General features: G+C 61.2%; 25 protein-coding genes. 19 read left to right on the top strand and 6 right to left on the bottom strand.

Going from position 1 to position 25,260, the window contains the following annotated elements; all coding sequences use genetic code 11:
• Positions 1 to 18 precede the first annotated feature (18 nt).
• A complete protein-coding gene (gene htpG / locus G5137_RS12180) occupies positions 19 to 1,932 on the top strand; it encodes a molecular chaperone HtpG (RefSeq protein ID WP_005352676.1) in 1,914 nt (637 codons plus the stop codon).
• 104 nt (positions 1,933 to 2,036) lie between these two features.
• Here the strand turns inward: htpG and G5137_RS12175 are convergent, their stop codons facing one another.
• From G5137_RS12175 to pspF, 6 genes are all read right to left on the bottom strand, one after another.
• Entirely contained in the window at positions 2,037 to 2,822 is a 786-nt protein-coding gene (locus tag G5137_RS12175; protein ID WP_005333681.1) for an ATP-binding cassette domain-containing protein, read from the bottom strand.
• Between the two features lie 34 nt (positions 2,823 to 2,856).
• Positions 2,857 to 3,855, bottom strand: a complete 999-nt coding sequence (locus G5137_RS12170) for an oligopeptide/dipeptide ABC transporter ATP-binding protein (protein WP_005333679.1) — start codon at positions 3,853 to 3,855, stop codon at positions 2,857 to 2,859.
• Entirely contained in the window at positions 3,855 to 4,748 is an 894-nt protein-coding gene (locus G5137_RS12165; protein ID WP_005346264.1) for an ABC transporter permease subunit, read from the bottom strand. Before G5137_RS12165 ends, G5137_RS12170 begins: the two co-directional genes overlap by 1 nt.
• 35 nt (positions 4,749 to 4,783) lie before the next feature.
• Positions 4,784 to 5,743 carry an ABC transporter permease gene (locus tag G5137_RS12160; protein ID WP_421255447.1) on the bottom strand — a complete coding sequence of 320 codons (960 nt, stop codon included), beginning with the start codon at positions 5,741 to 5,743 and terminating at the stop codon, positions 4,784 to 4,786.
• Between the two features lie 2 nt (positions 5,744 to 5,745).
• Positions 5,746 to 7,341: an ABC transporter substrate-binding protein SapA gene (sapA, locus tag G5137_RS12155; RefSeq protein ID WP_041202111.1), complete on the bottom strand. Its 1,596-nt coding sequence runs from the start codon at positions 7,339 to 7,341 to the stop codon at positions 5,746 to 5,748.
• Between the two features lie 108 nt (positions 7,342 to 7,449).
• Entirely contained in the window at positions 7,450 to 8,478 is a 1,029-nt protein-coding gene (gene pspF / locus G5137_RS12150) for a phage shock protein operon transcriptional activator (RefSeq protein ID WP_005333674.1), read from the bottom strand.
• 196 nt (positions 8,479 to 8,674) lie between these two features.
• Between pspF and pspA the strand changes: the two genes are divergently transcribed.
• The 18 genes from pspA to G5137_RS12060 all read left to right on the top strand — a co-directional run bounded on the left by pspA (position 8,675) and on the right by G5137_RS12060 (position 25,215).
• Positions 8,675 to 9,361: a phage shock protein PspA gene (gene pspA / locus G5137_RS12145; RefSeq protein WP_005361184.1), complete on the top strand. Its 687-nt coding sequence runs from the start codon at positions 8,675 to 8,677 to the stop codon at positions 9,359 to 9,361.
• Between the two features lie 3 nt (positions 9,362 to 9,364).
• On the top strand, positions 9,365 to 9,601 hold the full coding sequence (gene pspB / locus G5137_RS12140; RefSeq protein ID WP_005333672.1) for an envelope stress response membrane protein PspB: 237 nt from the start codon (positions 9,365 to 9,367) through the stop codon (positions 9,599 to 9,601).
• Positions 9,598 to 10,002 (top strand): envelope stress response membrane protein PspC, encoded by a 405-nt coding sequence (gene pspC / locus G5137_RS12135; protein ID WP_005333670.1) that lies wholly within the window; start codon positions 9,598 to 9,600, stop codon positions 10,000 to 10,002. Before pspB ends, pspC begins: the two co-directional genes overlap by 4 nt.
• Positions 10,003 to 10,147: 145 nt before the next feature.
• Entirely contained in the window at positions 10,148 to 11,554 is a 1,407-nt protein-coding gene (locus tag G5137_RS12130; RefSeq protein ID WP_421255446.1) for a YcjX family protein, read from the top strand.
• 65 nt (positions 11,555 to 11,619) lie between these two features.
• Positions 11,620 to 12,651: a YcjF family protein gene (locus G5137_RS12125; RefSeq protein ID WP_421255445.1), complete on the top strand. Its 1,032-nt coding sequence runs from the start codon at positions 11,620 to 11,622 to the stop codon at positions 12,649 to 12,651.
• Positions 12,652 to 12,841: 190 nt separating this feature from the next.
• Complete coding sequence (locus G5137_RS12120) at positions 12,842 to 13,765, top strand: LysR family transcriptional regulator (protein WP_005346246.1); 924 nt, start codon at positions 12,842 to 12,844, stop codon at positions 13,763 to 13,765.
• Positions 13,766 to 13,962: 197 nt separating this feature from the next.
• A complete protein-coding gene (locus G5137_RS12115) occupies positions 13,963 to 15,108 on the top strand; it encodes an ABC transporter substrate-binding protein (RefSeq protein ID WP_213387350.1) in 1,146 nt (381 codons plus the stop codon).
• A 143-nt stretch (positions 15,109 to 15,251) separates the two neighbouring features.
• On the top strand, positions 15,252 to 16,265 hold the full coding sequence (locus tag G5137_RS12110) for an ABC transporter ATP-binding protein (protein WP_421255444.1): 1,014 nt from the start codon (positions 15,252 to 15,254) through the stop codon (positions 16,263 to 16,265).
• The gene (locus G5137_RS12105; RefSeq protein ID WP_005346227.1) at positions 16,262 to 17,230 is read left to right on the top strand and encodes an ABC transporter permease; all 969 of its coding nucleotides are present in this window, start codon (positions 16,262 to 16,264) and stop codon (positions 17,228 to 17,230) included. Before G5137_RS12110 ends, G5137_RS12105 begins: the two co-directional genes overlap by 4 nt.
• Positions 17,231 to 17,265: 35 nt before the next feature.
• The gene (locus tag G5137_RS12100; protein WP_005352644.1) at positions 17,266 to 18,093 is read left to right on the top strand and encodes an ABC transporter permease; all 828 of its coding nucleotides are present in this window, start codon (positions 17,266 to 17,268) and stop codon (positions 18,091 to 18,093) included.
• 29 nt (positions 18,094 to 18,122) lie between these two features.
• Positions 18,123 to 19,553 carry a gamma-aminobutyraldehyde dehydrogenase gene (locus G5137_RS12095; protein WP_005361166.1) on the top strand — a complete coding sequence of 477 codons (1,431 nt, stop codon included), beginning with the start codon at positions 18,123 to 18,125 and terminating at the stop codon, positions 19,551 to 19,553.
• Positions 19,554 to 19,705: 152 nt separating this feature from the next.
• Complete coding sequence (gene phhA / locus G5137_RS12090) at positions 19,706 to 20,500, top strand: phenylalanine 4-monooxygenase (RefSeq protein WP_421207020.1); 795 nt, start codon at positions 19,706 to 19,708, stop codon at positions 20,498 to 20,500.
• A 63-nt stretch (positions 20,501 to 20,563) separates the two neighbouring features.
• Entirely contained in the window at positions 20,564 to 20,902 is a 339-nt protein-coding gene (locus G5137_RS12085; RefSeq protein WP_019444917.1) for a 4a-hydroxytetrahydrobiopterin dehydratase, read from the top strand.
• Positions 20,899 to 21,021, top strand: a complete 123-nt coding sequence (locus G5137_RS12080) for a 4a-hydroxytetrahydrobiopterin dehydratase (protein ID WP_370688904.1) — start codon at positions 20,899 to 20,901, stop codon at positions 21,019 to 21,021. The genes G5137_RS12085 and G5137_RS12080 overlap by 4 nt, the downstream gene beginning before the upstream one ends.
• Positions 21,022 to 21,169: 148 nt before the next feature.
• Positions 21,170 to 22,717: a transcriptional regulator TyrR gene (tyrR, locus tag G5137_RS12075; RefSeq protein WP_005333656.1), complete on the top strand. Its 1,548-nt coding sequence runs from the start codon at positions 21,170 to 21,172 to the stop codon at positions 22,715 to 22,717.
• Positions 22,718 to 22,905: 188 nt separating this feature from the next.
• Positions 22,906 to 23,463, top strand: coding sequence for a YfiR family protein (locus tag G5137_RS12070; protein WP_227342662.1), 558 nt, complete (start codon positions 22,906 to 22,908; stop codon positions 23,461 to 23,463).
• Positions 23,460 to 24,701: a diguanylate cyclase domain-containing protein gene (locus G5137_RS12065; protein WP_227342664.1), complete on the top strand. Its 1,242-nt coding sequence runs from the start codon at positions 23,460 to 23,462 to the stop codon at positions 24,699 to 24,701. Before G5137_RS12070 ends, G5137_RS12065 begins: the two co-directional genes overlap by 4 nt.
• Before the next feature lie 25 nt (positions 24,702 to 24,726).
• On the top strand, positions 24,727 to 25,215 hold the full coding sequence (locus tag G5137_RS12060; protein WP_227342665.1) for an OmpA family protein: 489 nt from the start codon (positions 24,727 to 24,729) through the stop codon (positions 25,213 to 25,215).
• The last annotated feature ends 45 nt before the right edge of the window (positions 25,216 to 25,260 follow it).

Below are 25,260 nucleotides of genomic sequence, written 5' to 3'. Positions count from 1 at the left end.
GTTTCTGAGGATTGGTCCATGACCCAAAGTGTTCATGCCGAAACCCACGGCTTTCAGACTGAAGTCAAACAACTGCTGAGCCTGATGGCTCACAGCCTCTACTCCAACAAAGAAGTATTCCTGCGCGAGCTGATCTCCAACGCATCCGATGCGGCGGACAAGCTGCGCTTCAAGGCGCTTTCCGATGCCTCTTTGTTCGAAAACGACGGCCAGTTGCGTGTGCGTCTGGTGGTGGACAAAGAGAAGCGTACCCTGACCATCTCCGATAACGGGATCGGTATGACCCGTGATCAGGTGATTGAGCACCTGGGTACCATCGCCAAGTCCGGCACCGCAGAATTCTTCAAAAACCTCTCCGGCGATCAGGGTAAGGATTCCCAACTGATCGGTCAGTTCGGGGTCGGTTTCTACTCCGCCTTTATCGTGGCCGACAAGGTGACCGTGGTCTCCCGTGCCGCCGGTACTGCTCCGGAGCAGGGCGTACAGTGGGAATCGGAAGGCGAAGGCTCCTTCACCGTCGCTGATGTGACCAAAGAGGGTCGCGGTACCGATGTCATCCTGCACCTGCGTGCCGAAGAGGACGAGTTCCTCGATGACTGGCGTCTGCGCTCCGTGGTGGGCAAATATTCCGATCACATCAGCGTGCCTGTAGAGATGTACAAAGAGGGCACCCCGGATCGGGAAGAGGATGGTGAGACCATCGTCGGCACCCCGGGCGAGTGGGAGCAGGTCAACCGCGCCACGGCACTGTGGACCCGCAACCCGAAAGATATCAAGGACGAGGAGTATCAGGAGTTCTACAAGCACGTCGCCCACGACTTTGAAGACCCGCTTCTGTGGGGTCACAACCGGGTGGAAGGGGCGCAGGAGTATACCAGCCTGCTCTACGTACCGGCCCGCGCACCGTTTGACCTCTATAACCGCGAGCAGAAGCACGGTCTGAAGCTCTACGTACAGCGCGTCTTTATCATGGACGACGCCGAGCAGTTTATGCCGACCTACCTGCGCTTTGTCAAAGGGGTGCTGGACTCCAACGATCTGCCGCTCAACGTTAGCCGCGAGATCCTGCAGGACAACAAGGTGACCGCCTCCCTGCGCAAAGCTTGCTCCAAGCGCGTCCTGACCATGCTCTCCAAGCTGGCGAAAGACGATGCCGAGAAGTACGCCAAGTTCTGGAAAGAGTTCGGTAACGTGCTCAAAGAGGGCCCGGCCGAGGATTACGCCAACCGCGAAGAGATCGCGAAGCTCCTGCGCTTTGCCAGCACCGCTGGAGAGGGCGAAGCCCAGACAGTCTCTCTCGAGGATTACGTTGGTCGCATGAAGGAAGGCCAGCAGAAGATCTACTACATCACTGCTGACTCCTATGCCGCTGCCAAGAACAGCCCGCACCTCGAGATCTTCCGCAAGAAGGGTGTCGAAGTGCTGCTGATGTGGGAGCGTGTGGATGAGTGGCTGATGAGCCACCTGACCGAGTTCGACGGCAAGCAGCTCATCTCCGTCACCCGTGGCGAGCTGGATCTCGGCGATCTGGAAGACGAAGCCTCCAAGCAGGCACAGGAAGAGGCCGAGAAGGCCAATGCCGGTCTGGTTGAGCGGGTCAAGAAGAGCCTGGGCGATGCAGTGAAAGAGGTGCGTGTCACTCACCGTCTGACCGACTCCCCCTCTTGCATCGTCACCGACGCTTACGGTATGAGCACCCAGATGATCAAGCTGATGCGTGCGGCCGGCCAGCCGGTACCGGAGCAGAAGTACATTCTGGAGCTCAACCCTGACCACGCGCTGGTGAAGAAACTCGACACCATCGAAGACGAGGCACTGTTCGGTGAGTGGGTCACCCTGCTGCACGAACAGGCCCAGCTGGCCGAGCAGGGCGGGCTGAACGATCCGGCGAGCTTCGTCTCCCGCATCAACCGTCTGCTGCTGCAAGCCTAAGCAGCAACGCCGGTAACAGAAAGCCCACTGCATGCAGTGGGCTTTTTTGATCTCGCCGAGTGAGCTCGGCGAAACACAGCGGCAAGGGAGCGGCCAGCGCCTCTCTATTTGCGGTATTCGTTGTTGTAGTTCTGGATGAGACGGCGAGTCACCTCATGCTGGGGATCGGCAAACACCTTGAGAGTCTTGCCGCGCTCCACCACCCGACCTTCGTGCATTACCAGCACCTCGTCGCTGATATGGCTGACGATACCCAAATCGTTGGCTACCAGCACATAACTCAGTCCCATGGTCTCCTGCATCTCCAGCAGCAGATTGATGATCTGGGAGCGTACCGAGATATCCAGGGTGGAGAGCGCCTCATCGGCCACCACTATCTTGGGGTTGAGGATCAGCGCGCGCGCCAACGCCACCCGCTGCTGCTGACCGGAGGAGAGCATCTGCGGGTAGAAGAGGGCGTGATCCGGCAGCATCCCCACCATACGCAGGGTCTGCACCACCTTCTCGCGGCGCTCCTCTTCAGTCATCTCGGTGTTGAGGCGCAGCGGTGTCTCCAGGATCTGGCCGACCCGGATCTTGCGGTTCAGCGAGGTGTTGGGATCCTGAAAAATCATCCGCAGCAGTTTGCAGCGCGTCTGGTAATCGCCATGCACCATCAGCTGGCCGTCGATGGCGATGTCGCCGCTGGTGGGTTCGATCATGCCAGCCAGAATGCGGGCGAGGGTACTCTTGCCGGAGCCAGCTTCGCCGACGATGGCGAGGGTCTGACCCACTTCGAGATCGAACGAGAGGGGCTTGATCGCCTCCACCGCCTGACGACGGAACAGACCGGTGCGGTTCTGGTAGGTTTTGCTAAGGCCTCTGACCTGCAACAGGGATGGCTCGATCACAAGCGGGGCTCCTTCATGGGGGCATTAACGGTCATCATTTTTTCGGCTCCTCCATGTTCAGCGGGAAGTGACAGCTGAACTGATGGCCCTTGATCTTGTTCATCAACGGAGTCTGCACACACTGCTTCTGGGCGTAGGGGCAGCGCGGCCCCAGACGGCAACCGATGGGCAGGTGTTGCAGCGGCGGTATGACGCCGGGCAGGGTCTCGAGGCGCGACTTGTGGCGCACCAGCTTGTCAAAGTCGGGGATCGATTTGAGCAGGGCATCGGTATAGGGGTGATGCGGGGTTTCGAGGATCTGCTCCCGGGTGCCCACCTCCACCATCTGGCCGCAATACATCACGTTGATGGTATCGGTCAGGTTGGCGATGGCGGCGATATCGTTACTGATGATCAGGATGGTGGTATTGCCCAGCTTGTTCATCTTGTCCAGCAGTCGCAGGATCTGGGAGTGGGTGGTGGACTCCATGGCGCTGGTGGGCTCGTCGGCTACCAGCAGACGCGGCTGGTTGGCAATGGCCATGGCGATCATCACTTTCTGGCACATGCCATCCGACAGCTCATGGGGATAGGCGCGCATCACCTTGCGGTGATCCTTGACGCCTACCCGGTGCAGCAGGGCGATGGCCTTCTTCTTGCGCCACTGGAAGCGCTGCCAGAATTGTCCCTCGAACGAATCGGTCGGGATCGCCTCTTCCAGCTGGGTGCCGATCTCCTCGGAGGGGTCGAGACAGCTGATGGGGTCCTGGAAGATCATGGCGATCTCGCGACCCATGATGCGACGGCGCTCCTTGGGGGCCATGGTCAGCAGATCCATGTCGTTGAAGCGCATCCGGTCGGCACGTACCGTCCAGTTGTCCTTCTCGATGCCGACGATCACCTTGGCGATCAGACTCTTGCCGGAGCCGGATTCACCCACCAGACCGCGGATCTCCCCCTCGGTCAGGGTCAGGCTCACCTTGTCCACCGCCTTGACCTTGCCTTGCGGGGTGTCGATCTCGATGGTGAGATTGCGAATATCGAGCAGCGGCATCAGTCATTCCCCTCTTTGAGTGCTTCACGAATGCCTTCACCAACTAAATTGGTCACCAGCACGCTGAACAGGATAGCCATGCCCGGCAAAGTGACGGTCCAGGGGGCGAGATAGATGAGATCGCTCGAATCAGCCAGCATGGTGCCCCACTCCGGTTGGGGAGACTGGGCGCCGAGGCCGAGAAAACCGACTGCCGAGATATCGAGGATGGCTGCCGACAAGGTGCGAGTAGTCTGGGCCACCAGGGTTTCGACGATATTGGGCAAAATAGCCAGACGCATGATCCTGAAGGGGGGTGAGCCATCGAGCCGACTGGCAATGATGTACTCCTTCTGCATCTCGGCATGCACCGCGTTGTAAGTGGCCCGTATAAAGGGGGGGATCAATGCCAGGGTAATGGCGATCAGGGTGTTGCCAAGGCCCGGGCCCAGAATGGCAACCATGATGATGGCCATTAACAGGGAAGGGATGGAGAGCAGAGTATCGAGCAGATGGTGCAGCACACTCGATTTGAGCCCCTTGCTCATGCCACCGAGGATACCAATGGCAGAGCCGACCACCATGGCGATCGCCACCACGACCAGGGCACAGCCGAAGGTGAGACGTGCTCCTACCACCAGCCGGGAGAGCATGTCGCGCCCCAAATCATCGGTGCCCAGGAAGTAGTCGATATTGCCGGTTGCCGCCCAGGAGGGGGCCAGCAGCAGCTTGTCGGTGTGTTGTTCATCAATGCCGTAGGGAACGACCAGTGGCCCCACCAGAGTGACAAGCAGCAACAGTAAAAAACACCAGAGACCCGCCATCGCCAGCGGGTTACGGCGATAGGATGCCCACGTCTGCTCAAGGGGCGAAAGGATCTTGAGTTCGGGGTAAATATTCGATTTATCTTGCATAGGGTACCTGGCTCCTGGTCACGCCATGAGCGCGTTCAATCCTGTTTGGCATAGAGCTCTTTGCGCCGTGCCGGATAGATAAGGGTGGTCAGCAACTCTGTGCTGACGCTGATCAGAATAACGAAACTGGCCACCACCAGAGTCGCACCACGAATGGCGGCGTAATCCTGCAGGGCGATGCTGCTGATGAGCCAGCGGCCGATCCCGTGCCACTCGAACACCACCTCGGTGATCATGGCGGAGGTGAGCACGCTGCCCAGTTGCAAGCCCAGCAGCGGGAGTACCGGCGGCAGGGCGTTCTTCAGACCATGGCGCCAGACGATCTGCGCCTTGGACAGGCCCCGGCTCGCCGCCGCCTTGATGTAGTTCTGCTTCATCACGTCGATGAGGGAGCTGCGCACATGACGGATCACCTCGGTGGTGGGCACCACCGCCAGCACCAGTGACGGGAGAATAAGGTGGCGCAGGGCATCATGTAGTGCTGCTTGTCGCCAGGGCTCGTGGCTCAACAATACATCGATCAGGGCAATACCGGTAATGTGTGGTACATCGTAGAGCAGGCTGATCTGGCCCGACGCCGGCAACCAGCCGAGATCCAGCGAAAAGAGCATCACCACCAGCAGTGCCAACCAGAACACCGGCACCGCATAGCCGATAAGACCGGCAGTCATGATGGAGAGATCCAGCGTCTTTCCCTGTGACAGGGCAGCCAGGGTTCCGAGAGGAATGCCCACCAGCAGCGAGATGGCGAACGCCGCCAGACAGAGGATCAGGGTCGCCGGGAAGTAGTGGCGGATCTCGTCCAGCACCGGCAGCCCGGAGACGCTGGAGAGCCCCAGGTCACCTGCGAAAATACGGCGCAGGAAATCGGGGTAGCCGCTCCAGAAGCTGAGCTGATTGCCGATCAGCCGATAGTCCAGCAGATAGGCGACAAAGGTCAGCGCGAGCAGAGTGATAAGCAGCAGGTTGATGCGGCGCAAGGTGTATAGAAGCATGCTTACTCCCTGTGAGCCTGGTTGAAGGAGGTGCCGCCAAAGGGCATCAGCGTCAGCCCCTCGATGTCGCTGCGGCTGACCTGGGTACGCAAGGCGTGCGCCAGCGGGATCAGCGGCAGCTGTTCGTTGAGCAGGGTCTGGGCATAGTAGTAGTTGCGCAGCCGGAACGAGAGCTGGGGCGTGGTGACCGCATCATCCAGCAACTGATCGAAGGCCGGGCTGCACCAGCGGCTGTAGTTGTTGCCGCGCTCCACTGCCGAGCAGCTCAGCAGCTGACGGAAGAAGTTGTCCGGGTCGGCGTTGTCGGCAATCCAGCCGGAGAGCAGGCTGTCGTACTGCCCCTTGGTGAGGCGGCCTTCGATCACCGGCCACTCCCGTTGCACGATCTTGAGCTTGATCCCGACCTTGGCCAGATCGCTGCGGATCAGCTGGGCGGTCTTGACCGCATCCGGGTTGTAGGGGCGGGCGTCCGGTTGCACCAGCACCTGCATCTCGAACCCTTTCTCCAGACCCGCCTCCTTGAGCAGCTGGCGCGCCCGTTTCAGGTCGGGTTTGCGCTCGGGCAGGCTGGGGTTGTAACCCCATGAGAGGGTCGGCAACAGGCTGTTGGCGGGCAGGCCGGTATCGAAATAGACCGCCTGAAGCAGGTTGTCGATATTGATGGCGCTGGCAATGGCCTGACGCACCTTGACGTTGTTGAACGGCGGCTTGCGGGTATTGAGGGCCAAAAAGGCGACGTTCATCCCCGACTGGACCGAGAGACTCAGCGCCGGATTTTGCTTGATCACCGAGAGCTGGCTAGCGGAAGGGGTGCTCATAACGTCGCACTCGCCGGTCAGCAGCTTGGCCAGCCGTTTGGCGGATTTGGGGGTGATGTCGTAGACCAGCTGTTCAATCTTGGCATCGCCGCCCCAGTAGCCGGGGTGGCGCAGATAGCGGATGAACTCGTTGTGGCGATACTCCTTGAAGCTGAACGGCCCGGTGCCGATGGGGCGGCTATCCAGCAGGGCTGGCGTGCCCGCCTGCAACATCTGCTCGGCGTATTCGGCGGAGAGGATCACCGCATAGTCGCTGGCCAGGGTGGCGAGGAAGGAGGCGTTCGGCTGGTTCAGCTCGAATACCACCGTCTGCGGCCCCTTCTTGCTCACCCGTTTGATCAGCAGATCTTGCCCCAGGCTGTAGAAGTAGGGGTAATCGCCGCCGGACACATTGTGATAGGGGTGCTGCTCGTCAAGCTGGCGGGCATAGGTGAAGACCACGTCATCGGCATTGAAGGTGCGGGTGGGCTTGAACCAGGGAGTATGGTGAAACGTCACCCCCTTGCGCAGGGTCAGGGTATAGGTGAGGCCATCCTCGCTGACATGCCAGTTGGTGGCGAGCGCCGGCTCCAGCGCCAGGGTGTTGGGGTTCACCTCCAGCAGGCGGTCGTAGAGCGGACGGGCACTTGCATCCAGTGTCACCCCGGAGTTGGAAACATGGGGATTGAAGGAGAGGGGGGATCCCTCAGCACAATAGATGAGTCCGGTTTTGGAGGCCTCGGGTTGCTTCTGGCAGCCGGTGACCAGCACCAGCAGACCCAGCAGCAAGGGTGTGAGCATTCTCATTGTTGAACCATGTTCTTATAGGGGTTTTGTACGCACGTTTTGATACAAATGTGCCAGCGCGAAGGCTGGCGTGTTGCTGGAGTCGGCATCAACCGCGCTCCTTCACTCTTGTTCTGCATCGTTATCGCCATCCAGCAGCTGATATTTGCGTAGCATGCCACGGAACTGGTGATAGCTTAAGGCCAGCAGTTGAGCGGCTTTGCGCTGATTATACTGGGATTGCTGCATCGCTTGCTTGAGTAAATTAATCTCGTACTCCGCCACCGCCTGCTTGAGATCGAGCGGCAAGGCGAGGGGGGATGCAGATTGTACCTCGCTTCGGGCCTCTTGCGCAGGTTGCGTGACCTGTGGTCGCCAGGGGGAATCAAACGGGTTGAGCACCAGGGTCGAGAGCGGCAACTGGGGATTGCCCTGACGATAGATACTTCGCTCCACCACGTTCTTCAGCTCCCGCACGTTGCCCGGCCAGTGGTAATCCAGCAGCAGCTGGGTTGCCTTGCGCGAGAAACCGGCAAACAGCGGATAGCCCAGTTCCCGGGTCATGCTGTGGGCGAAGTGCTCCGCCAGCATCAGGATATCTTCCCGCCGCTCCCGCAAGGGGGGGAGGGTGATCACATCAAACGCGAGCCGGTCGAGCAGATCGTGGCGAAACTGCCCCTTGTCGGCCAGCGCAGGGAGATCCTCGTTGGTGGCGCAGACCAGTCGCACATCCACCTTGAGGGGCTTGGCCCCACCCACCCGCTCAAACTCGCCATACTCGATGACCCGCAGCAACTTCTCCTGCACCCGGGCGCTGGTGGTGGCCAGCTCGTCGAGGAAGAGGGTGCCGCCATCGGCCCGCTCGAAGCGGCCCTGATGGCGTTTGGCGGCGCCAGTAAACGACCCCGCTTCGTGACCGAACAGCTCGGTTTCCAGCAGGCTCTCGCTCAGGGTGGCGCAGTTGATGGTGACAAAGCTTTGATCCCAGCGCGCCGAGAGATAATGTAGGCGGTGGGCGATCAGCTCCTTGCCCGTCCCCCGCTCACCGATGATCAGCACGGGTTTGCGCAGCGGGGCGAGCCGTGAGGCCTGCTCAATGATCTCGAGAAATGCGTTGGATTCCCCCAGCAGGCTTTCCGTGGCCGTGGTCATAGTGATCCCTGTCAGTTGTAAAAGCTGGTCAATCTTACCAAAAGTTGGTGATTTTAATCATCACTTGCGCGAGGCATCTTGCAATCCGGCTATTCTGCCCCATATAAATCAACAAGTTAAATTTTGTTCCAGATTGGCACACAAGTTGCCATTGTCAATGGAGAAACAACGCCATGCCAATAACAGGAGTGCAATCATGAGTATTTTTTCCCGTCTGGCCGACATCATCAATTCCAACCTGACGGCCCTGCTCGACAAGGCAGAAGATCCCCAGAAGATGGTGCGCCTGATCATCCAGGAGATGGAGGACGAGTTGGTCAAGGAGCGTTCCAATCTGGCCCGCTTCCTCGCCAGCCAGAAAGAGATTGGTCGTCAGGTCGCCCGTCATCAGGAGCGGGTTGACGAGTGGCAAGCCAAGGCCGAGCTGGCCCTGACCAAGGGACGTGAAGATCTGGCCCGCGCGGCCCTTATCGAGAAGAAGAAACAGACCGAGTTGTCGGAGACCCTCTACCGCGAGCAGCAGGCGGTCGACAGCGGCATCGAGAAGCTGGGTGAGGAGATCCGTCAGCTCGAAGCCAAGCTGGAAGATGCCCGCGCCCGTCAAAAGGCGATGGCCATTCGCACCGAAGCGGCCAGCAGCCGTCTCAATGTGCAGAGCCAGGTCGCCCGTGGCGAGAGCCAGGCGGTGGTGAGCAAGTTCGAGCGGATGGAGCGTCGCATCGACGAAATGGAAGCGCGCGCCGATCTGGGACAGTCCGACAAGGCGCTGGCGCAGCAGTTTGCCGAGCTGGAAGTGGACGATCAGATAAGCCGCGAGTTGGAAGCCATGCGCCAGAAGCTGGGTCAGGGCGACAGCAAAAGCGAAGGCAAACAGGGGGAGTAACAGATGGAAGATCTGCTGGGTGTATTGATGGTTCCCATGGTGGTCTTCATGGTGGTGGTAGCCCCCATCTGGCTGGTGCTGCACTATCGTGCCAAGGGGCGCATTGGCGCCGGTCTTGCCGATAGCGAGCGGGAACAGCTGCAAGGGCTGCTGGCTCGCACCGAGAAGATGCAGGAGCGCGTGGGCGCGCTGGAATCAATTCTGGATGCAGAAGTACCCGGTTGGAGGAACAAGGTATGAGCAGTGTCAGTCGTGAAGGGCGTAACCTCTATCGCGATCCCCAGCGTGGCAAGATAGCCGGGATCTGTGCCGGTTTGGCTGAGTATTTCGGGGTGGAGACCTGGATCGTGCGGTTGCTCGCCATCAGTGGCCTTATCTTCGCCGGTTTCATTACCTTCACCGCCTATATCGCCGCCTGGTTCTTGCTCGACAAAAAGCCGGTCACCCTCTATTCGCAAGAGGATGCCGACTTTGCTGAGGTGCGGATGAAAGCGCGCAGCTGGCAGGCGGGGATCACCCCTCATCAGGCGCTGGGCCGCATCGCGCAGGAACTTGACGCGCTGGAGCCCAGAGTTCAGCGGATCGAGAAACTGGTGACCTCCAGGGAGTTCACCCTGCAGCGGGAATTTCGCAAGCTGTAGTGCTTGCTAAAGCACTCAATGTCGATGGTGGAATCTTCTGTGATGATCCACTATCGACGACAACTATCCAGACGTGGATAAGCGGTCGACCTCTCGCACGGCTGAGCACGCCGGATGCAACCACCAAGGGAGAACGGATCAAGCCTTGATACTCAACAAACTGGAACAGAAGTTGACTCGCCTGCAACACAAGGCGAACGACGTGGTGAACCGGGTGCGGGATCGCCATATCCGGCTGGCGGTGACCGGCCTCTCTCGCAGCGGCAAAACCGCCTTTATCACGGCGCTGGTCAACCAGCTGGAACACGCGGCCATCGACGGCCGTTTGCCGTTGTGGGATGCCCTGCGTCAAGGGCGCATCCTCGGCGCCCGCCGGGTGCCGCAGCTCAATGCCCACATCCCCACCTTTGCCTACGAGCGTGGCCTCGACTCCCTGTTTGGCGATCCACCTGCCTGGCCCGAGCCGACCCGCGGGGTGGCCGAAGTGCGCCTCGAAATCCGTTATCGCACCCGTCATCCCCTGCGCAAACATCTGGGGGAGATCTCCACCCTCTACGTGGATCTGGTGGACTACCCCGGAGAGTGGCTGCTCGACTTGCCGCTCCTTGAGATGAGCTACGAGCAGTGGAGCGAACAGGTGCGCGAGCAGCTTCGTCGCTCAGAGCTGCAGGCACTTGCCGCCAGCTGGCTGACACCCGGGTGGCAGGTCGATCAGCGCTTCGAAGAGCGGCCGGTGGCTGAGCTAGCCGAGCGTTACACCGCCTACTTGCATGCTTGCAAACAGGAGCTGGGATTGCACCTTATTCAGCCCGGCCGCTTCGTCTTGCCGGGCGAGTATGCCGGTGCCCCCATGCTGCAATTTGTCCCCTGGGTGTGGGAGATGCCTGTCGGCGAGCCCGCCGATGGCACTCTTTACGCCACTCTCAAGCAGCGCTTCGAGCAGTACAAGCAGCATCTGGTGCAGGGTTTTTATGAGCAGCACTTTGCCGGCTTTGATCGCCAGATCGTGCTGGTGGATTGCCTGCAGCCGCTTAACGCCGGGGCGGCCAGCTTTGGCGACATGCAGCAGGCCATCGCCCGCATCATGGAGAGCTTTGCCTACGGCAAAAGCAACTGGTGGCGGCGGCTCTTCTCGCCCCGTATCGACAAGCTGCTGTTTGTGGCGAGCAAGGCCGATCACGTCACCCCCGAACAGCATGGGCCCATGGTCTCCCTGCTGCAGCATCTGGTACGCAGCGGTCGCGGTCAGGCTCGTTTTGAGGGGATCACCACTGAGTGCTTGGCGCTTGCCGCCATCAAGGCGACCGAAGTGGGCAAGGGGGTGGCCAATGGCCGCGAGTTCCCGGCCATCCGTGGCACCAGCCTGAACGGTGAGCCGCTGCTGCTATTCCCCGGGGAGGTGCCTCCCCATATTCCGCCTGTGCAGTGGTGGAACAGTCAGGGCTTTGATTTTCAGGCGTTTCGCCCCATGCCCATGAGCGCCCATCAGGCGTTGCCCCATATCCGGCTCGATGCGGCGCTGGAGTTTCTGCTCGGGGATCACCTCGAATAACGGTGTGCGGCTCGGGTTTGTTTCCTGCGCCGCCCGCAGGAGACTGTTTTCAGGAGAATAAGGCGATGAACGATCAGATAAAAGAGCGGCCACCGCTGCAGGGCAAGGTGATCCTTGAGCCAGCCTTGACGGTGGCCAGTGACGAGCGACCGCCCGCTCCGGCCCAACGGCTGGAGGAGGCGAGCTTCGAGCGCCTCGACGAGCTGGACGAGTTCACCGAGGTGGAGAGCGCCCTCGTCATCAAACCGCGTCGCCGTCATCGGCTGCTGGCGTGGGGGCTGGGGGCAGTCGGTCTGCTCTCGTTGGGCCAGTATGGCGCCTTTCTTTACGATCAATTCCTCACCACCCCGCTCTGGGGCAGCGCCTGGCTGGCGGCCTCGGCGCTGGTGGCGGCGGGCACCGCCAGCGTGGTGGGGCGCGAGTGGCTGCGGCTGCACACTCTCAAGCGGCGTCAGGATGTGCGCTCGCGAGCAGAAGATCTGCTGGCCCATCAGGGAGTCGGGCAGGGGCAGGCCTTTTGCGAAGGGTTGGCGGTCAAAAGTGGCGACAAGGGGCGCGAGGGGTATCAAACCTGGCTGGCCCAGCTCGACGAGAGCCACAGCGATCGGGAGGTGCTGACCCTTTACAGTCAGCTGGTATTGAGCGAACGCGACAAACTGGCGCAGGCGCGGGTGGCCAAATGGTCGGGGGAGGCCGCTGTGCTGGTGGCGCTCAGCCCGCTCGCCACCGTCGACATGATGCTGATGTTGTGGCGCAACCTGCGGATGATCGAGGATATCGCCGATGTCTACGCCATCGAGCTCGGCTACTGGAGCCGCATACGCCTCATCCGTCAGGTGTTTCGCAACATGCTCTACGCCGGTGCCACCGAGCTGGTGACCGAGGTGGGGATGGACTTGCTGGGCGCCGAGTTTGCCGCCAAGCTCTCTGCCCGCGCGGCGCAAGGGGTGGGGGCCGGGCTGCTCACCGCTCGCCTTGGTCTGCGCACCATCGAAGCGTGCCGCCCGCTGCCCTGGTGTGCGGACGAGAAGCCGAAACTCGGTGAGCTGCGCAAGCGGCTGATCGGCCAGCTGGCGGGGTATCTCAACAAATCCTGATAGCCCTGTCTGCACCTTGCTGCGATGACCCATGCCCCTGTCGTGCTCGCCAAGCCGCAGGGGCATGGTTTTAATCGGCAGATCATTGAGTTGGCAGCAGTGCCCGGTTTTGGCGAGACGCCCGTTTACGGTTAAGCTGGCAGTCAATCTTACCAATCACACCAATAGTACCAATCGGCAAGGATGCCCGATGAACTTTACCTTTCGCCAGATCCGTTATTTTGTGGCCGTGGCCGACAGCTTCTCAGTGAGTCGTGCCGCCGCCGAGTTGCATATCTCCCAGTCGGCGGTCACCAGCGCCATTCGCGAGCTGGAGACCGAGCTCGGCGCCCCGCTATTCGAGCGCAATCCGCGCGGCGTCACCCTCACCACTCAGGGGCACCAGTTTTTGCTCCACGCCCGCCGCATTCTCGGCGCCATGACCGAGGCGAGCCACTCCCTCAAAGCGGTGGCCCAGCAGGATCAGGGGCGACTCACCATCGGCGTGACCACCTTGGTGGCGGGTTACTACCTCTCAGAGGCGCTTGGCCGCTTTCGCCGCGCCTTTCCGGCGGTACAGATCGAGGTGAAGGAGGATGAACAGCCTTTTCTGGAGCACCAGATCGTCAACGGCGAGGTGGATGTGGGGATCCTGATGACCAACCGCACCATCCGGCAAGAGGCGTTTGATACCGAATTGCTGACCCGTTCGCCGCTGCGGCTCTGGCTGGCCGCCAACCACCCGCTCTGCGCCGAGTCGACCCTCTCGCTCACCGCGCTGGGGGAGGAGCCGATGATCTCGCTGACCGCCGATCAGCTCGATCAGATCATCGGTGGCGGCCTGCGCCGCTACGGCATCTCTCCCCGCATCGTGCTGCGCACCGCGTCGGTGGAGGCGGTGCGCAGTCTGGTGGCAAGCCAGCTCGGGGTCGCCCTGTTGCCCGACTTTGCCTATCGCCCCTGGTCGCTGGAACAGGAGCGGGTCGAGGCGCGCCCCATCAAGGAGCCCATTCCCGCCATCGATATCGGGCTGGTGTGGCGCCGTGGTTCTCGGCTGGATTGGACTGCGCGGGAATTTATCGATATTGCGCGGGATCAGAGCCGGTTGCGGGCCCGTCAGGCGCTCCCTCGCTAGCCATCTCTTGCGGGGTAGCCACCAAAAATCAGATTCATCTGCACTCGATATCGATTTAGCTGATACCTGAGCCACCAAAAATTGAAATATTCATCGTATTGCCACTCCCCTAAGCTCATTGCTGGTTAACAGGATGTTAACGCCAATGGCGGCGTTCCTTCACCTGATGCAAGTCAACACAATGCAAGGAGTGCATGATGAAATTGACCCCTCTGATGCTGGCTCTTGTGCCGGCGCTGCTGGTAGGCCAGACCCAGGCTGCCCCGACCGAGCTCGGCAAGGGTGAAGGCCAGCTCAATATCGTGGCCTGGGCTGGCTACGTTGAGCGTGGCGAGACCGACAAGAACTACGACTGGGTGACCGGATTCGAGAAAGAGACCGGCTGCAAGGTGAGCGTCAAGACGGCGGCCACCTCGGACGAGATGGTGGCGTTGATGAACGAGGGGGGCTTCGATCTGGTGACCGCCTCCGGCGATGCCAGTCTGCGTCTGATTGCCGGTGGCAAGGTGCAGGCGCTCAATCTGGCGCTCATCCCGAGCTACAGCAAGATTGATCCCCGGCTGCAAAATGCCCCCTGGCACACTGTGGATGGCAAGCACTACGGCGTGCCCTACCAGTGGGGCGGCAATATCCTGATGTACAACACCAAGGTGTTCCCCAAGGCACCGGACTCCTGGAACGTGGTATTCGAGGAACAGACCCTGGCGGATGGCAAGTCCAACAAGGGGCGGGTGCAGGCCTTTGATGGCCCGATCCACATCGCCGATGCCGCCCTCTATCTGATGACCCATCAGCCTGCCCTGGGCATCAAGGATCCTTACGAGCTGAACGAGGATCAGTACAAGGCCTCCCTCGATCTGCTGCGCAAGCAGCGCCAGCTGGTGGGACGCTACTGGCATGATGCTTTCGTCCAGATCGATGACTTCAAGAACGAAGGGGTGGTCGCGTCAGGCTCCTGGCCGTTCCAGGCCAATGCCCTGATTGCCGACAAGCAACCCATCGCCACCACTGTGCCGAAAGAGGGAGTGACCGGTTGGGCCGATACCAGCATGGTGCACAGCGATGCCAAGAACCTCACCTGCGCTTACAAGTGGCTGGAGCACTCCCTGAGCAACAAGCTGCAGGGGGATCTCGCCGCCTGGTTTGGCTCGGTGCCTGTGGTACCTGCCGCCTGTGAGGGCAATGCCCTGCTGGGCCCGACCGGGTGCAAAACCAACGGTATCGACAACTTCGATCGGGTTCGCTTCTGGCGCACTCCGGTCTCCCAGTGCAAGAGCCAGGGAACTTGCGTGCCCTATTACCGCTGGGTTTCCGACTATATCGCCATTCTGGGCGGCCGCTAAGGCGGGGTGAGCAAGGTGGTCGGAACCGCTGCCACCTTGCCAACGGCAGGGGCGCTGCGCCTCCTCTGCACGACTGCCGAGAGCGGATAATCAAGCGGGCCGGACAGGAGTCCGGCCCATCCCTGCACAGACAAGGATGCCCCATGAACGCCGTACAATTTGACCGGGTCAGCCGCCACTATGGCGAGGTGAAGGCGGTCGACGACATCTCTTTCCAGATCCCCTCCGGGGAATTCTTTACCCTGCTGGGGCCGAGCGGTTCCGGCAAGACCACTTGCCTGCGGATGATCGCGGGCTTCGAGTACCCGAGCGACGGGGAGATCCGCCTGTTTGGCGAACCCTGCTCCACCGTGCCGCCCTATGATCGCAACCTCAACACCGTGTTTCAGGACTATGCCCTGTTCCCCAACATGGATGTGCGCGACAACATCGGCTATGGCCTGATGCTCAAGGGGGTCGCCAAGGCGGAGCGTTACCGCAAGGTGGACGAGATGCTGGAGCTGGTGCGACTGCCCGGGGTCGGCAAGCGCCGCCCAAGCCAGCTCTCCGGCGGCCAGCGCCAGCGCATCGCCATCGCCCGGGCGCTTATCAACCAGCCACGCATCCTGCTGCTGGATGAGCCGCTGGGGGCCCTCGATCTCAAGTTGCGCGAGCAGATGCAGCTTGAGCTCAAGGCGTTGCAACGCCAGTTGGGCATCACCTTTATCTTCGTCACCCACGATCAGCAGGAGGCGCTCTCCATGAGCGACCGGATCTGCATCTTCAGTCAGGGCAAGATCGAGCAGATTGCCGCCCCCGATACCATCTACGACGCTCCGGCGACGCCGTTTGTGGCCCGCTTCGTCGGTACCGTCAATCTGTTCGAAGGGGAGCAGGCCAGACGGCTGTGCGGTGACGGCAGCCAGATGATGGTGCGCCCGGAGCGGATCCGGCTAGGTGAGGCGGGTGCGCCGGGCTGGTCGGGGGAGATCCGCGAGGTGGAGTATCTGGGCCCCTTCGTCCGTTATCGGGTTGATCTCGGGGAGCAGCTCGAGATCATCGTCAATCACCCCAATGAGGGGCAGGCCCGTCTGGCCCGTGGCAGCAGGGTCAGCCTCAGCTGGCCGGAGCAGGCCATCCATCGCCTGAGCAGCGCCCATCAGGGGGCGCAGCCATGAGTGCCCCTCACAGTGCGAGTCTTGCCATGAACCATCAGCCCGAACCTGCCCGTTTCAGGCCGCTGCGGCGCCTCTCGACCCTGCTCTATGGGCGGCCCGGCCTGCTGCTGGCGATCCTGCTGGGGCCGCCGCTGCTGTGGCTCGGCATCATCTACGTCGGCTCCTTGCTGATGTTGCTCTCCAACTCCTTGTTCGGGCTGGACGAGTTCAGCGGTCAGGTGCGCCACGAGCTGGGGCTGCAAAACTTCGTCGCCCTGCTGCGACCGGAGAATCTGGATGTGATCGGCCGCACCGTCGGCATGTCGCTGCTGGTGACCCTGGCCTGCGCCCTGCTCGGTTTTCCGGTTGCCTACTACATGGCACGCTACACCAGTGGCAAGACCCGGGCGCTGTTCTATGTGGGGATCATGCTGCCGCTCTGGTCCAGCTATCTGGTGCGGGTCTATGCCTGGAAGCTGATTTTGGCCAAGGAGGGGGTAGTCAGCTGGCTGGCAGACAGCATGGGGCTGGAGTGGCTGCTCGATGCCATCCTCTCCTTGCCGGTGATAGGTGGCCCGTCGCTCTCCTTCTCGCGGCTCGGCACCTTTATCGTGTTCGTCTATGTCTGGCTGCCCTTCATGATCCTGCCCATTCAGGCGGCGGTGGAGCGTATACCGCGATCCCTCTTGGAGGCGAGCAGCGATCTGGGGGCGACACCTGCCCAGACCTTTCGCAACCTGATCCTGCCGCTGGCGTTGCCCGGTGTGGTGGCGGGATCCATTTTCACCTTCTCGCTGACCCTCGGTGATTACATCATCCCCGGCATTATCGGCAACTCGACCATGTATATCGGTCAGGTGGTCTACATGCAGCAGGGAACGGCGGGCAACTTGCCCTTTGCCGCCGCCTTCTCGCTGGTGCCAATCCTTATCATCGCCATCTATCTGGCGATTGCGAAACGGTTAGGAGCCTTTGATGCGCTTTGAATCTATCGCTTTGAACCGGCAGCAAGGAGGCCGTCATGTCAGCTAGCTCAGTGAGCCGTCAGGGAGAGCGCCCTTCGGGCCTGCTCAAGTACGCCGCCATCGGTGGACTCTTGTTCCTGCACTTTCCCATTCTGTTTATCTTCCTCTACGCCTTCACCAGCGAGAGCAAGAGTTACCAGTTTCCGCCCCCCGGGCTCACCCTCAAGTGGTTCGAGGTGACCCTCAATCGCCCCGATGTGTGGCGTGCCATCCAGCTGTCGCTGGAGGTCGCGGGGCTGGCGACGCTGGCGGCCATGATCCTCGGCACCTTGGCGGCAGGGGCCATTGCCCGCAGCCGCTTCTTCGGTCAGGAGGTTGTGTCGCTCTTGCTGGTGCTGCCCATCGCGCTGCCCGGTATCGTCACCGGTATCGCGCTGCGCTCGGCCTACGGCTTGATGGAGATCCCGTTCAGCTTCTGGACCATCGTTATCGGCCACGCCACCTTCTGTGTGGTGGTGGTCTACAACAATGCGCTGGCCCGTTTTCGCCGCACCAACCAGAGCCTCATCGAGGCGTCGATGGATCTCGGGGCCGACGGCTTCCAGACCCTGCGCTACGTGATCCTGCCCAATCTGGCCACGGCGCTGCTGGCGGGGGGCATGCTGGCCTTTGCCCTGAGTTTTGACGAAGTGATCGTTACTACCTTCACGGCGGGCCAGCAGACCACGCTGCCCATCTGGATGTATCAGGAGCTGATCCGTCCCCGAGACAGGCCGGTCACCAACGTGGTGGCCCTCATCATAGTGGCCTTCACCACTATCCCCATTTTGCTTGCCTACTACCTCACTCGCGACACCCATGATGTCGCTGGCAGTGGCAAATGATGATTCAACGCGTGCGCAAGGATGCAACCATGAAACTCTCAACTCAACTCTTGATTGATGGCCAGTTTGTGACCGGCGAGGGGCAGGCCGAACCTATTCTCAACCCGGCTAACGGCGAACAGATCGCCGCCGTGCCCGAAGCCTCGTTCGAACAGGTGAACCGGGCGGTGAACGGTGCCCAGCGCGCCTTCGCCCAGTGGAGCCGTACCACCCCGGCAAGCCGCAGCAACCTGCTGCTGCGTCTGGCGGATCTCGTCGAGCGCCACGCCGAGGAGTTTGCGGCGCTCGAATCCCTCAACTGCGGCAAACCCTATCTGGCTGTGCTCAACGACGAGCTGCCCGCGGTGGTGGACTGCTTCCGCTTCTTTGCCGGGGCGGCCCGCTGCCTGCAAGGGCCGTTGGCGGGGGAGTATCTCGAGGGGCACACCAGTATGATCCGGCGCGACCCCATAGGTGTTGTGGGCAGTATCGCCCCCTGGAACTACCCGCTGATGATGGCGGCCTGGAAGATGGCGCCGGTGCTGGCGGCGGGCAATACGGTGGTGCTCAAACCCTCCGAACAGACCCCGCTCACCGCGCTGCGTTTGGCGGAGCTGGCCAGCGAGATCTTCCCCCGCGGCGTTATCAACGTCATCTGCGGGCGGGGCGAGAGTGTAGGGGCGCCGCTGGTGGAGCACCCGCTGGTGCGGATGGTGTCGCTCACCGGCGATATCGCCACCGGCCAGAAGATCCTGCAGAGCGCCGCCCGCACCATGAAGCGCACCCACCTTGAGCTGGGGGGCAAGGCGCCGGTGATCATCTTCGACGATGCGGATCTGGAGGCGGTGGTGGCGGGCATTCGCACCTTCGGTTTCTATAACGCCGGCCAGGACTGCACCGCCGCCTGCCGTATCTATGCCCAGGGCAAGATCTACGACAAGTTTGTCGCCGCCATGACCGAGGCGGTGGCCTCCATCAAGGTGGGTAGCCAGTACGAGGAGGGGGTCGAGATGGGGCCGCTTATTTCGGACAGACAGCGCAACCGGGTCGCCAGCTTTGTCGAGCGGGCCCAGAGCAGCGGTCATGTGGAGGTGACGGCGGGGGGCAAGATCCGTCCCGGCAACGGCTTCTTCTTCGAGCCGACCCTGATTGTCGGGGCCCGGCAGGAGGATGAGATCGTGCGCCGCGAGGTGTTTGGCCCCGTGGTGTCGGTGACCCGTTTTAACGATGCCGAGCAGGTGGTGCAGTGGGCCAACGACTCGGACTATGGCCTCGCCTCGTCGGTCTGGACCAAGGATCTGAGCCTCGCCAGCAAGGTGGCCAGCCACCTGCAATATGGTTGCACCTGGATCAATACCCACTTCATGCTCACCTCCGAGATGCCCCACGGCGGCATGAAGATGTCGGGCTACGGCAAGGATCTCTCCCTCTATGCGCTGGAGGATTACACGGTGCCGCGCCATATCATGGTCAAGCTGTAGTGGGGATTGGTTAGCGGGTTGTCACAATTTATTTACAACTGTTTCAGGCTGCCGACTCATGGGTCGGCTGCTTTTTTTGTTGCCATTTCGTTACAGTGAAGCCGTGATGAAACGGCAAGGCGCCTGATGTGGCGCCAGAGGATGGAACCGCTATGGCAACCTTCTACACCGCCCACCAGCCGGATGCTGACGGGGTGATCCACTACAGCAACGAGGAGCATGGCACCTGGCAGATCCTGATCGAACGCCAGTTCGCCGCCCTCGATGGCAAGGGGTGTAACGAATATCTGGCCGGTCTCGACAGACTGGGGCTGCCCCGTGATCGCATCCCCCAGCTGGCCGAGATCAACGCCGTCTTGCAGCCTGCGACCGGCTGGTCGGTGGCGGCGGTGCCCGCGCTTATCTCGTTCGATCGCTTCTTCGCCCTGCTGGCCAATCGCCAGTTTCCGGTGGCCACCTTTATCCGGCGCCGGGACGAGCTCGACTACCTGCAAGAGCCGGATATCTTTCACGAGATCTTCGGCCACTGCGCCATGCTGACCAATCCGGCCTTTGCCCACTTCACCCACCTCTACGGTCAGTTGGGGCAGCAGGCGAGCAAGGAGCAGCGGGTTTTTCTGGCGCGGCTCTACTGGTTCACCGTGGAGTTTGGCCTCTTGGCGACACCTGGCGGGCTGCGTATCTACGGTGGCGGCATTCTCTCCTCCATCGGCGAGACAGCTTATGCCCTTTCCGGCAAGCCGCTGCTGCAACCCTTCGATCTACTGACTATGCTGCGCACCCCGTATCGCATCGACATCATGCAGCCCACCTATTTTGTGCTGCCGAGTCTCGATCATCTCTACCAGCTGACCGGGGAGGAGATCATGGCTGCTCTGGCCGAGGCCAGTCGGCTTGGCCTCTATCCGCCACGTTTTGAGGTTGCCGCTGGCAAACAGGCGAGCTGACCAAAAGCAAACAACCCTATTTCATTTTCATTAATTTTTCATTAATTCAAGCAGGAGTAACCCATGTCCGAACTGGCCAGCCAACAGTGTGAAGCGTGTCGCGCCGATGCCCCCAAGGTGAGCGATGAGGAGCTGCGCGAGCTGATGCAGCTTATTCCCGACTGGCAGCCGCTGGTGGAGGAGGGGGCGCTGCAACTGCGACGGGAATTTACGTTTCGCAACTTCAAGGAGGCGCTGGCCTTTACCAACCGCCTGGGCGAGCTGGCGGAGGCGGAGTTCCACCATCCGGCCATTCTGACCGAGTGGGGTAAGGTGACCGTCAGCTGGTGGACCCACAAGATCGGCGGCTTGCACCGCAACGACTTCATCATGGCTGCACGCACGGATGAGCTGCTGAAGTGAACGCCACCACTCATCCAGTGAGCGATATGGTGATCGTCAGCTGGTGGATGCATAAGATCGGCGGTTTGCATCGCAACGACTTCATCATGGCGGCGCGTACCGATCAGTTGCTCCGGTAATGGCGCCCCACACCAGCGTCATCGGTTGACCCGGGCCTGCCTGCGAAAGCGGGGCGGGCCCGCATTTTTATGGGCTGGCGCTCGCACTGGGGGGATCGAGACTGTATTATCCGCTCATTCATAGAGTTAGCTAGGAAGTGTGTCCCGAATGCGTCTTGAAGTCAGCTGTGAAGACCGCCTGGGCCTGACCCGGGAACTGCTCGACCGCCTGGTGGAGCACAATATCGATCTGCGCGGCATCGAAATCGATACCTCAGGCATCATCTATCTCAACTTTCCCGAGCTGGAGTTCAGTGATTTTCAGCACCTGATGCCGGAGATCCGCCGCATTCCCGGCGTCTACGACGTCAAGACCATCCCTTACATGCCTTCCGAGCGAGAGCACCACGAAATCGAGGCGCTGCTCAAGGCGCTGCCGGACCTGGTCTTCTCCCTCGACAGCAAGGGCAAGGTGACCCAGGCCAACCAGTCGGCCCTCACCACCCTCGGCTTGCCGGTGGAGGAGGTGCGCGGCGTGGCGCTCGGTTCGCTGGTTAAGGGTTTCTCCTTCACCCGCTGGCTGGAGGCGAGCGAGATCAAGCCGCAGACCTGCAAGCTCAGTTTCAATGGCGAAGAGTATCTGGCAGATCTGATGCCGCTGTTCGTGGCAGAAGCCCGCGGCAAGCAGGCGCTGGCCGGTGCCGTGGTGGTGCTCAAATCTGCCCGGCGGGTCGGCCTGCACTTCAGCGCGCTTCATGCGGTGGAAGTGGGGGGCTTCGAGCATCTGCAGGCCGAGAGCCCCAAGATGAAAGAGGTACTGTCGCAAGCGCGAAAACTGGCGATGCAGGACGCGCCGCTGCTGATTGTCGGTGAGACCGGTACCGGCAAGGAGCTGCTGGCCCGTGCTTGTCACGGTGCCAGCCTGCGCTCCAGCCACCCCTTTATGGCCCTCAACTGCGCCGCCATGCCCGATAACGTGGCCGAGAGCGAGCTGTTTGGTTATGCCCCCGGCGCCTTTGGCAACAACACCGAGGGCAAGCGCGGCGTGCTGGAGCTGGCGAGCGGCGGCACCCTGATGCTGGACGAGATCGGCGACATGTCTCCCCATCTGCAGACCAAGTTCCTGCGGGTGTTGCAGGATGGGGTGTTCCGCCGGGTCGGTGACGAGCAGGAGGTGAAGGTCAACGTGCGTTTCATCTGCACCACCCAGAAGCAGTTGCTGGATCTGGTGCACGAAGGAACCTTCCGCGAGGATCTCTACTATCGCCTCAACGTGCTCAGTCTGGCGCTGCCCCCCTTGCGCGAGCGCAAGGCTGACATCATGGTGCTGGCCCAGCAGTTTGTCTCCCGCTTTGCCAGCGAGTTGCAGCGACCCCGTCCGCGCTTTACCCGCAACATGGCCGACTACCTGACCGCCTATCGCTGGCCGGGCAACGTGCGTCAGCTGCGCAACTGTCTCTACCGTGCCATGACCCTGCTGGAAGGGGATGAGCTGGGGCCCGAGCAGATCGACCTGCCGGTGGCGGCCGATACCATGCCGCTGATCGACGAGTGGTTTGAGGGGAATCTCGACGATGCGGTGAAGCGCTTCGAGAGCCAGCTGCTGGCCCGGCTCTATCCCGCCTTCCCGTCGACGCGCCAGCTGGCCAAACGCCTGGGCGTGTCGCATACCGCCATCGCCAACAAGCTGCGGGAATATGGCATCAGCAAGAAGTAAGTTGTTCCGGATGCCAGCCAACAGAGAGCCCGTCACCAGACGGGCTCTCTGTTTTCTTTACACGGCTTCCGGGCGGGAGGGCTTCGGGAGACTTGTCAGGCCAGTGTCCACCAACTTACTATCTGGATACATGTACCCGAACCGCTATGCCACTGCAGCGGTGTTGTCAAGGCGGCCACTTCCCGATCATGCTGTTACTCTTTTCTCCCCGTTTCGCCGCTCGCCTGGCGCCCTTGCTGTTAGGGTTTGGTCTGCTGTTGCCTCACGCGCTGGCGGAAACGGCCGCAGAGAGCCGGGCGACGGCGGTCAGAGAGCTGGTGCTCGATATCCTGAGTTACACTCGCTGGCCCACCGAGCCTGCGGTGCTGCGCCTGTGTGTGGCGGCGCCGACGGAGTATGCCGGAGCCCTCTTTACCATCGATCGTCAGGCCAATGGCCGTGCCGTGCAGGTCAATCGCTACGACGCGAGTGATCCGGCCATCAGTGATAATTGCGATGTGCTCTATCTCGGCGTCGTCGACGAGCCGACCCGGATTGCGTTGTTTGCGCGCTTGCAGGGTCATTCAGTGCTCAGCATCAGCGAATACAACCACGACTGTTCCACCAGCTCGGTGTTCTGTCTGCAGACCGAGCCACAGAGTGTGCGAGTGCGGTTTAAAGTGAACCTCGATGCCCTGGCCCTGAGCGGCGTACGAGTACATCCCGCTGTGCTCAAGCTGGCCCGTGCCGACAAGGGGGTCCCATGAGGCGACAGGTCAGCGCGGATCCCCGTCTTCCGACCCTGCGTCAGAGCCTGGGGCGAACCCATCTGGTGGCCGCCATCACGGCCGTCAGCGTGGCGGGACTCTTTTTTACTCTGATTGCCTTGCTGGTAGTACGCTTCTACGCCGATCACAATCTGGAGCTGGTGGCCCGCGCAATCAGCTACAGCGCCGAGGCGGCGGTGGTGTTCCACGATGAAGAGGCAGCGAGCGAGGCGCTTGGCGGTATTGTCGCCCATGAGGAGGTGGCCGAAGCCAGTATCGTGCTGGCCAATGGTCAACAGCTCGCTAAATGGGTTCGTCCCGTCAGCAATCCGCTGGCCACAGTCGAAGATTATCTTGCCCGCCTGCTGTTACCGGGGCCGGTCACCTATCCCATGCTGCGGGGAGGTGATCAGATTGCCACCATAGAGCTGCGCGGTCATGGCGAGTATCTGTTGCTGTTCTTGCTCTCGGTGCTGCTGGTGATGGTGATTTGCCTGGTGTTGAGTGTGATGGGCGCCTTCTATGTCGCCGGGCGGATGCAGGTCGCGATCACCTCGCCACTGCGACAACTGGCACAGGTCGCCCACTCGGTGCGTCGACAACGCACTCTGGGGATGCGGGCGCCACCGGCCGATATCGTCGAGCTCAATGAACTGGGAGAGGATTTCAACGCCCTGCTGGATGAGCTGCAAGCCTGGCAGGCTCATCAGGCGCGGGAGAACGCCAGTCTGCTCCACCAGGCGACCCATGATGCGTTGACCGGGTTGCCCAACCGGGCGTTATTCGAAGCTCGCCTCGAGCATGCCATTGGCGAGGTAAGCGAGGGGGGGGCCCCGTTCGCCCTGCTTTATCTCGATTGCGATCGTTTCAAACAGATTAACGACACCCTGGGGCACAACGCCGGTGACGATGTGCTGGTGACCCTCTCCCGGCGGGTACAGCATCAGCTGCGCCCCGGAGATCTGGTCTGCCGGCTGGGGGGGGATGAGTTCGCCATACTGCTGACACCTGTGCATCTGGGGCAGGATGTGGAAGAGGTGATCGACCGCATTCAGCAGGCGATGAGTGATCCTGTGGTATTGCGGGATGGACAGCAACTGGTGGCAGGGATCAGCATCGGTTTTGCCATCCATCAACCCGGGACCCGCGCCAGCGAGCTGTGCGAGCTGGCAGACAAAGCCATGTATTTGGCAAAACGTACACGCCGTGAGGAGGTTGAGGCCGCCAAATCGGCGTGAGTCAAGGTGTAAAGGAGTCATAACAATGAAACTATCCCTCTCCATCAAGGCGGTCGTGCTGGGCCTGTTGTTCTCTCTGCTGGCGGGTTGTCAGAGCACCCCCAGGGGGTTGACCCCGGAACAGCTGGCAGTATTGAAGGAGCAAGGTTTCTATCTGACCGATGAGGGCTGGACACTGGATCTGGCCAACCGGGTGCTGTTTGCCAACAATGTGGGTGAACTCAATCCGCAGACCCGGCTGATAGTGGAAAAACTGGGCAAGGCCCTGCTTGGGGTCGGGCTCGACAAGGCGAGGGTGGATGGCCATACCGACAATACGGGCGAGAGCAGCTACAACCAGCAGCTCTCTCTGAAACGAGCCCAATCGGTGGCAGATGTGCTGATCTCGGTGGGGATGATGCCCGCCAATCTTGAGATCCGTGGCCGCGGTGAGACGGCCCCGGTTGCGGACAACAAGAGCGCAGCCGGACGAGCAGAAAACCGCCGGGTTGCCATTGTGATTGCCAACCAGTGATCTCTATCCGGCAGCATGCCGTGTGCATAACAAAAGAGCGCCCCG

The organism is Aeromonas sp. 600282, assembly GCF_049175755.1.
Classification (GTDB): domain Bacteria; phylum Pseudomonadota; class Gammaproteobacteria; order Enterobacterales; family Aeromonadaceae; genus Aeromonas; species Aeromonas veronii_A.
The sequence above is the reverse complement of the archived record's forward strand: the minus strand, read 5'-3'. Positions and strand labels throughout refer to the sequence as shown.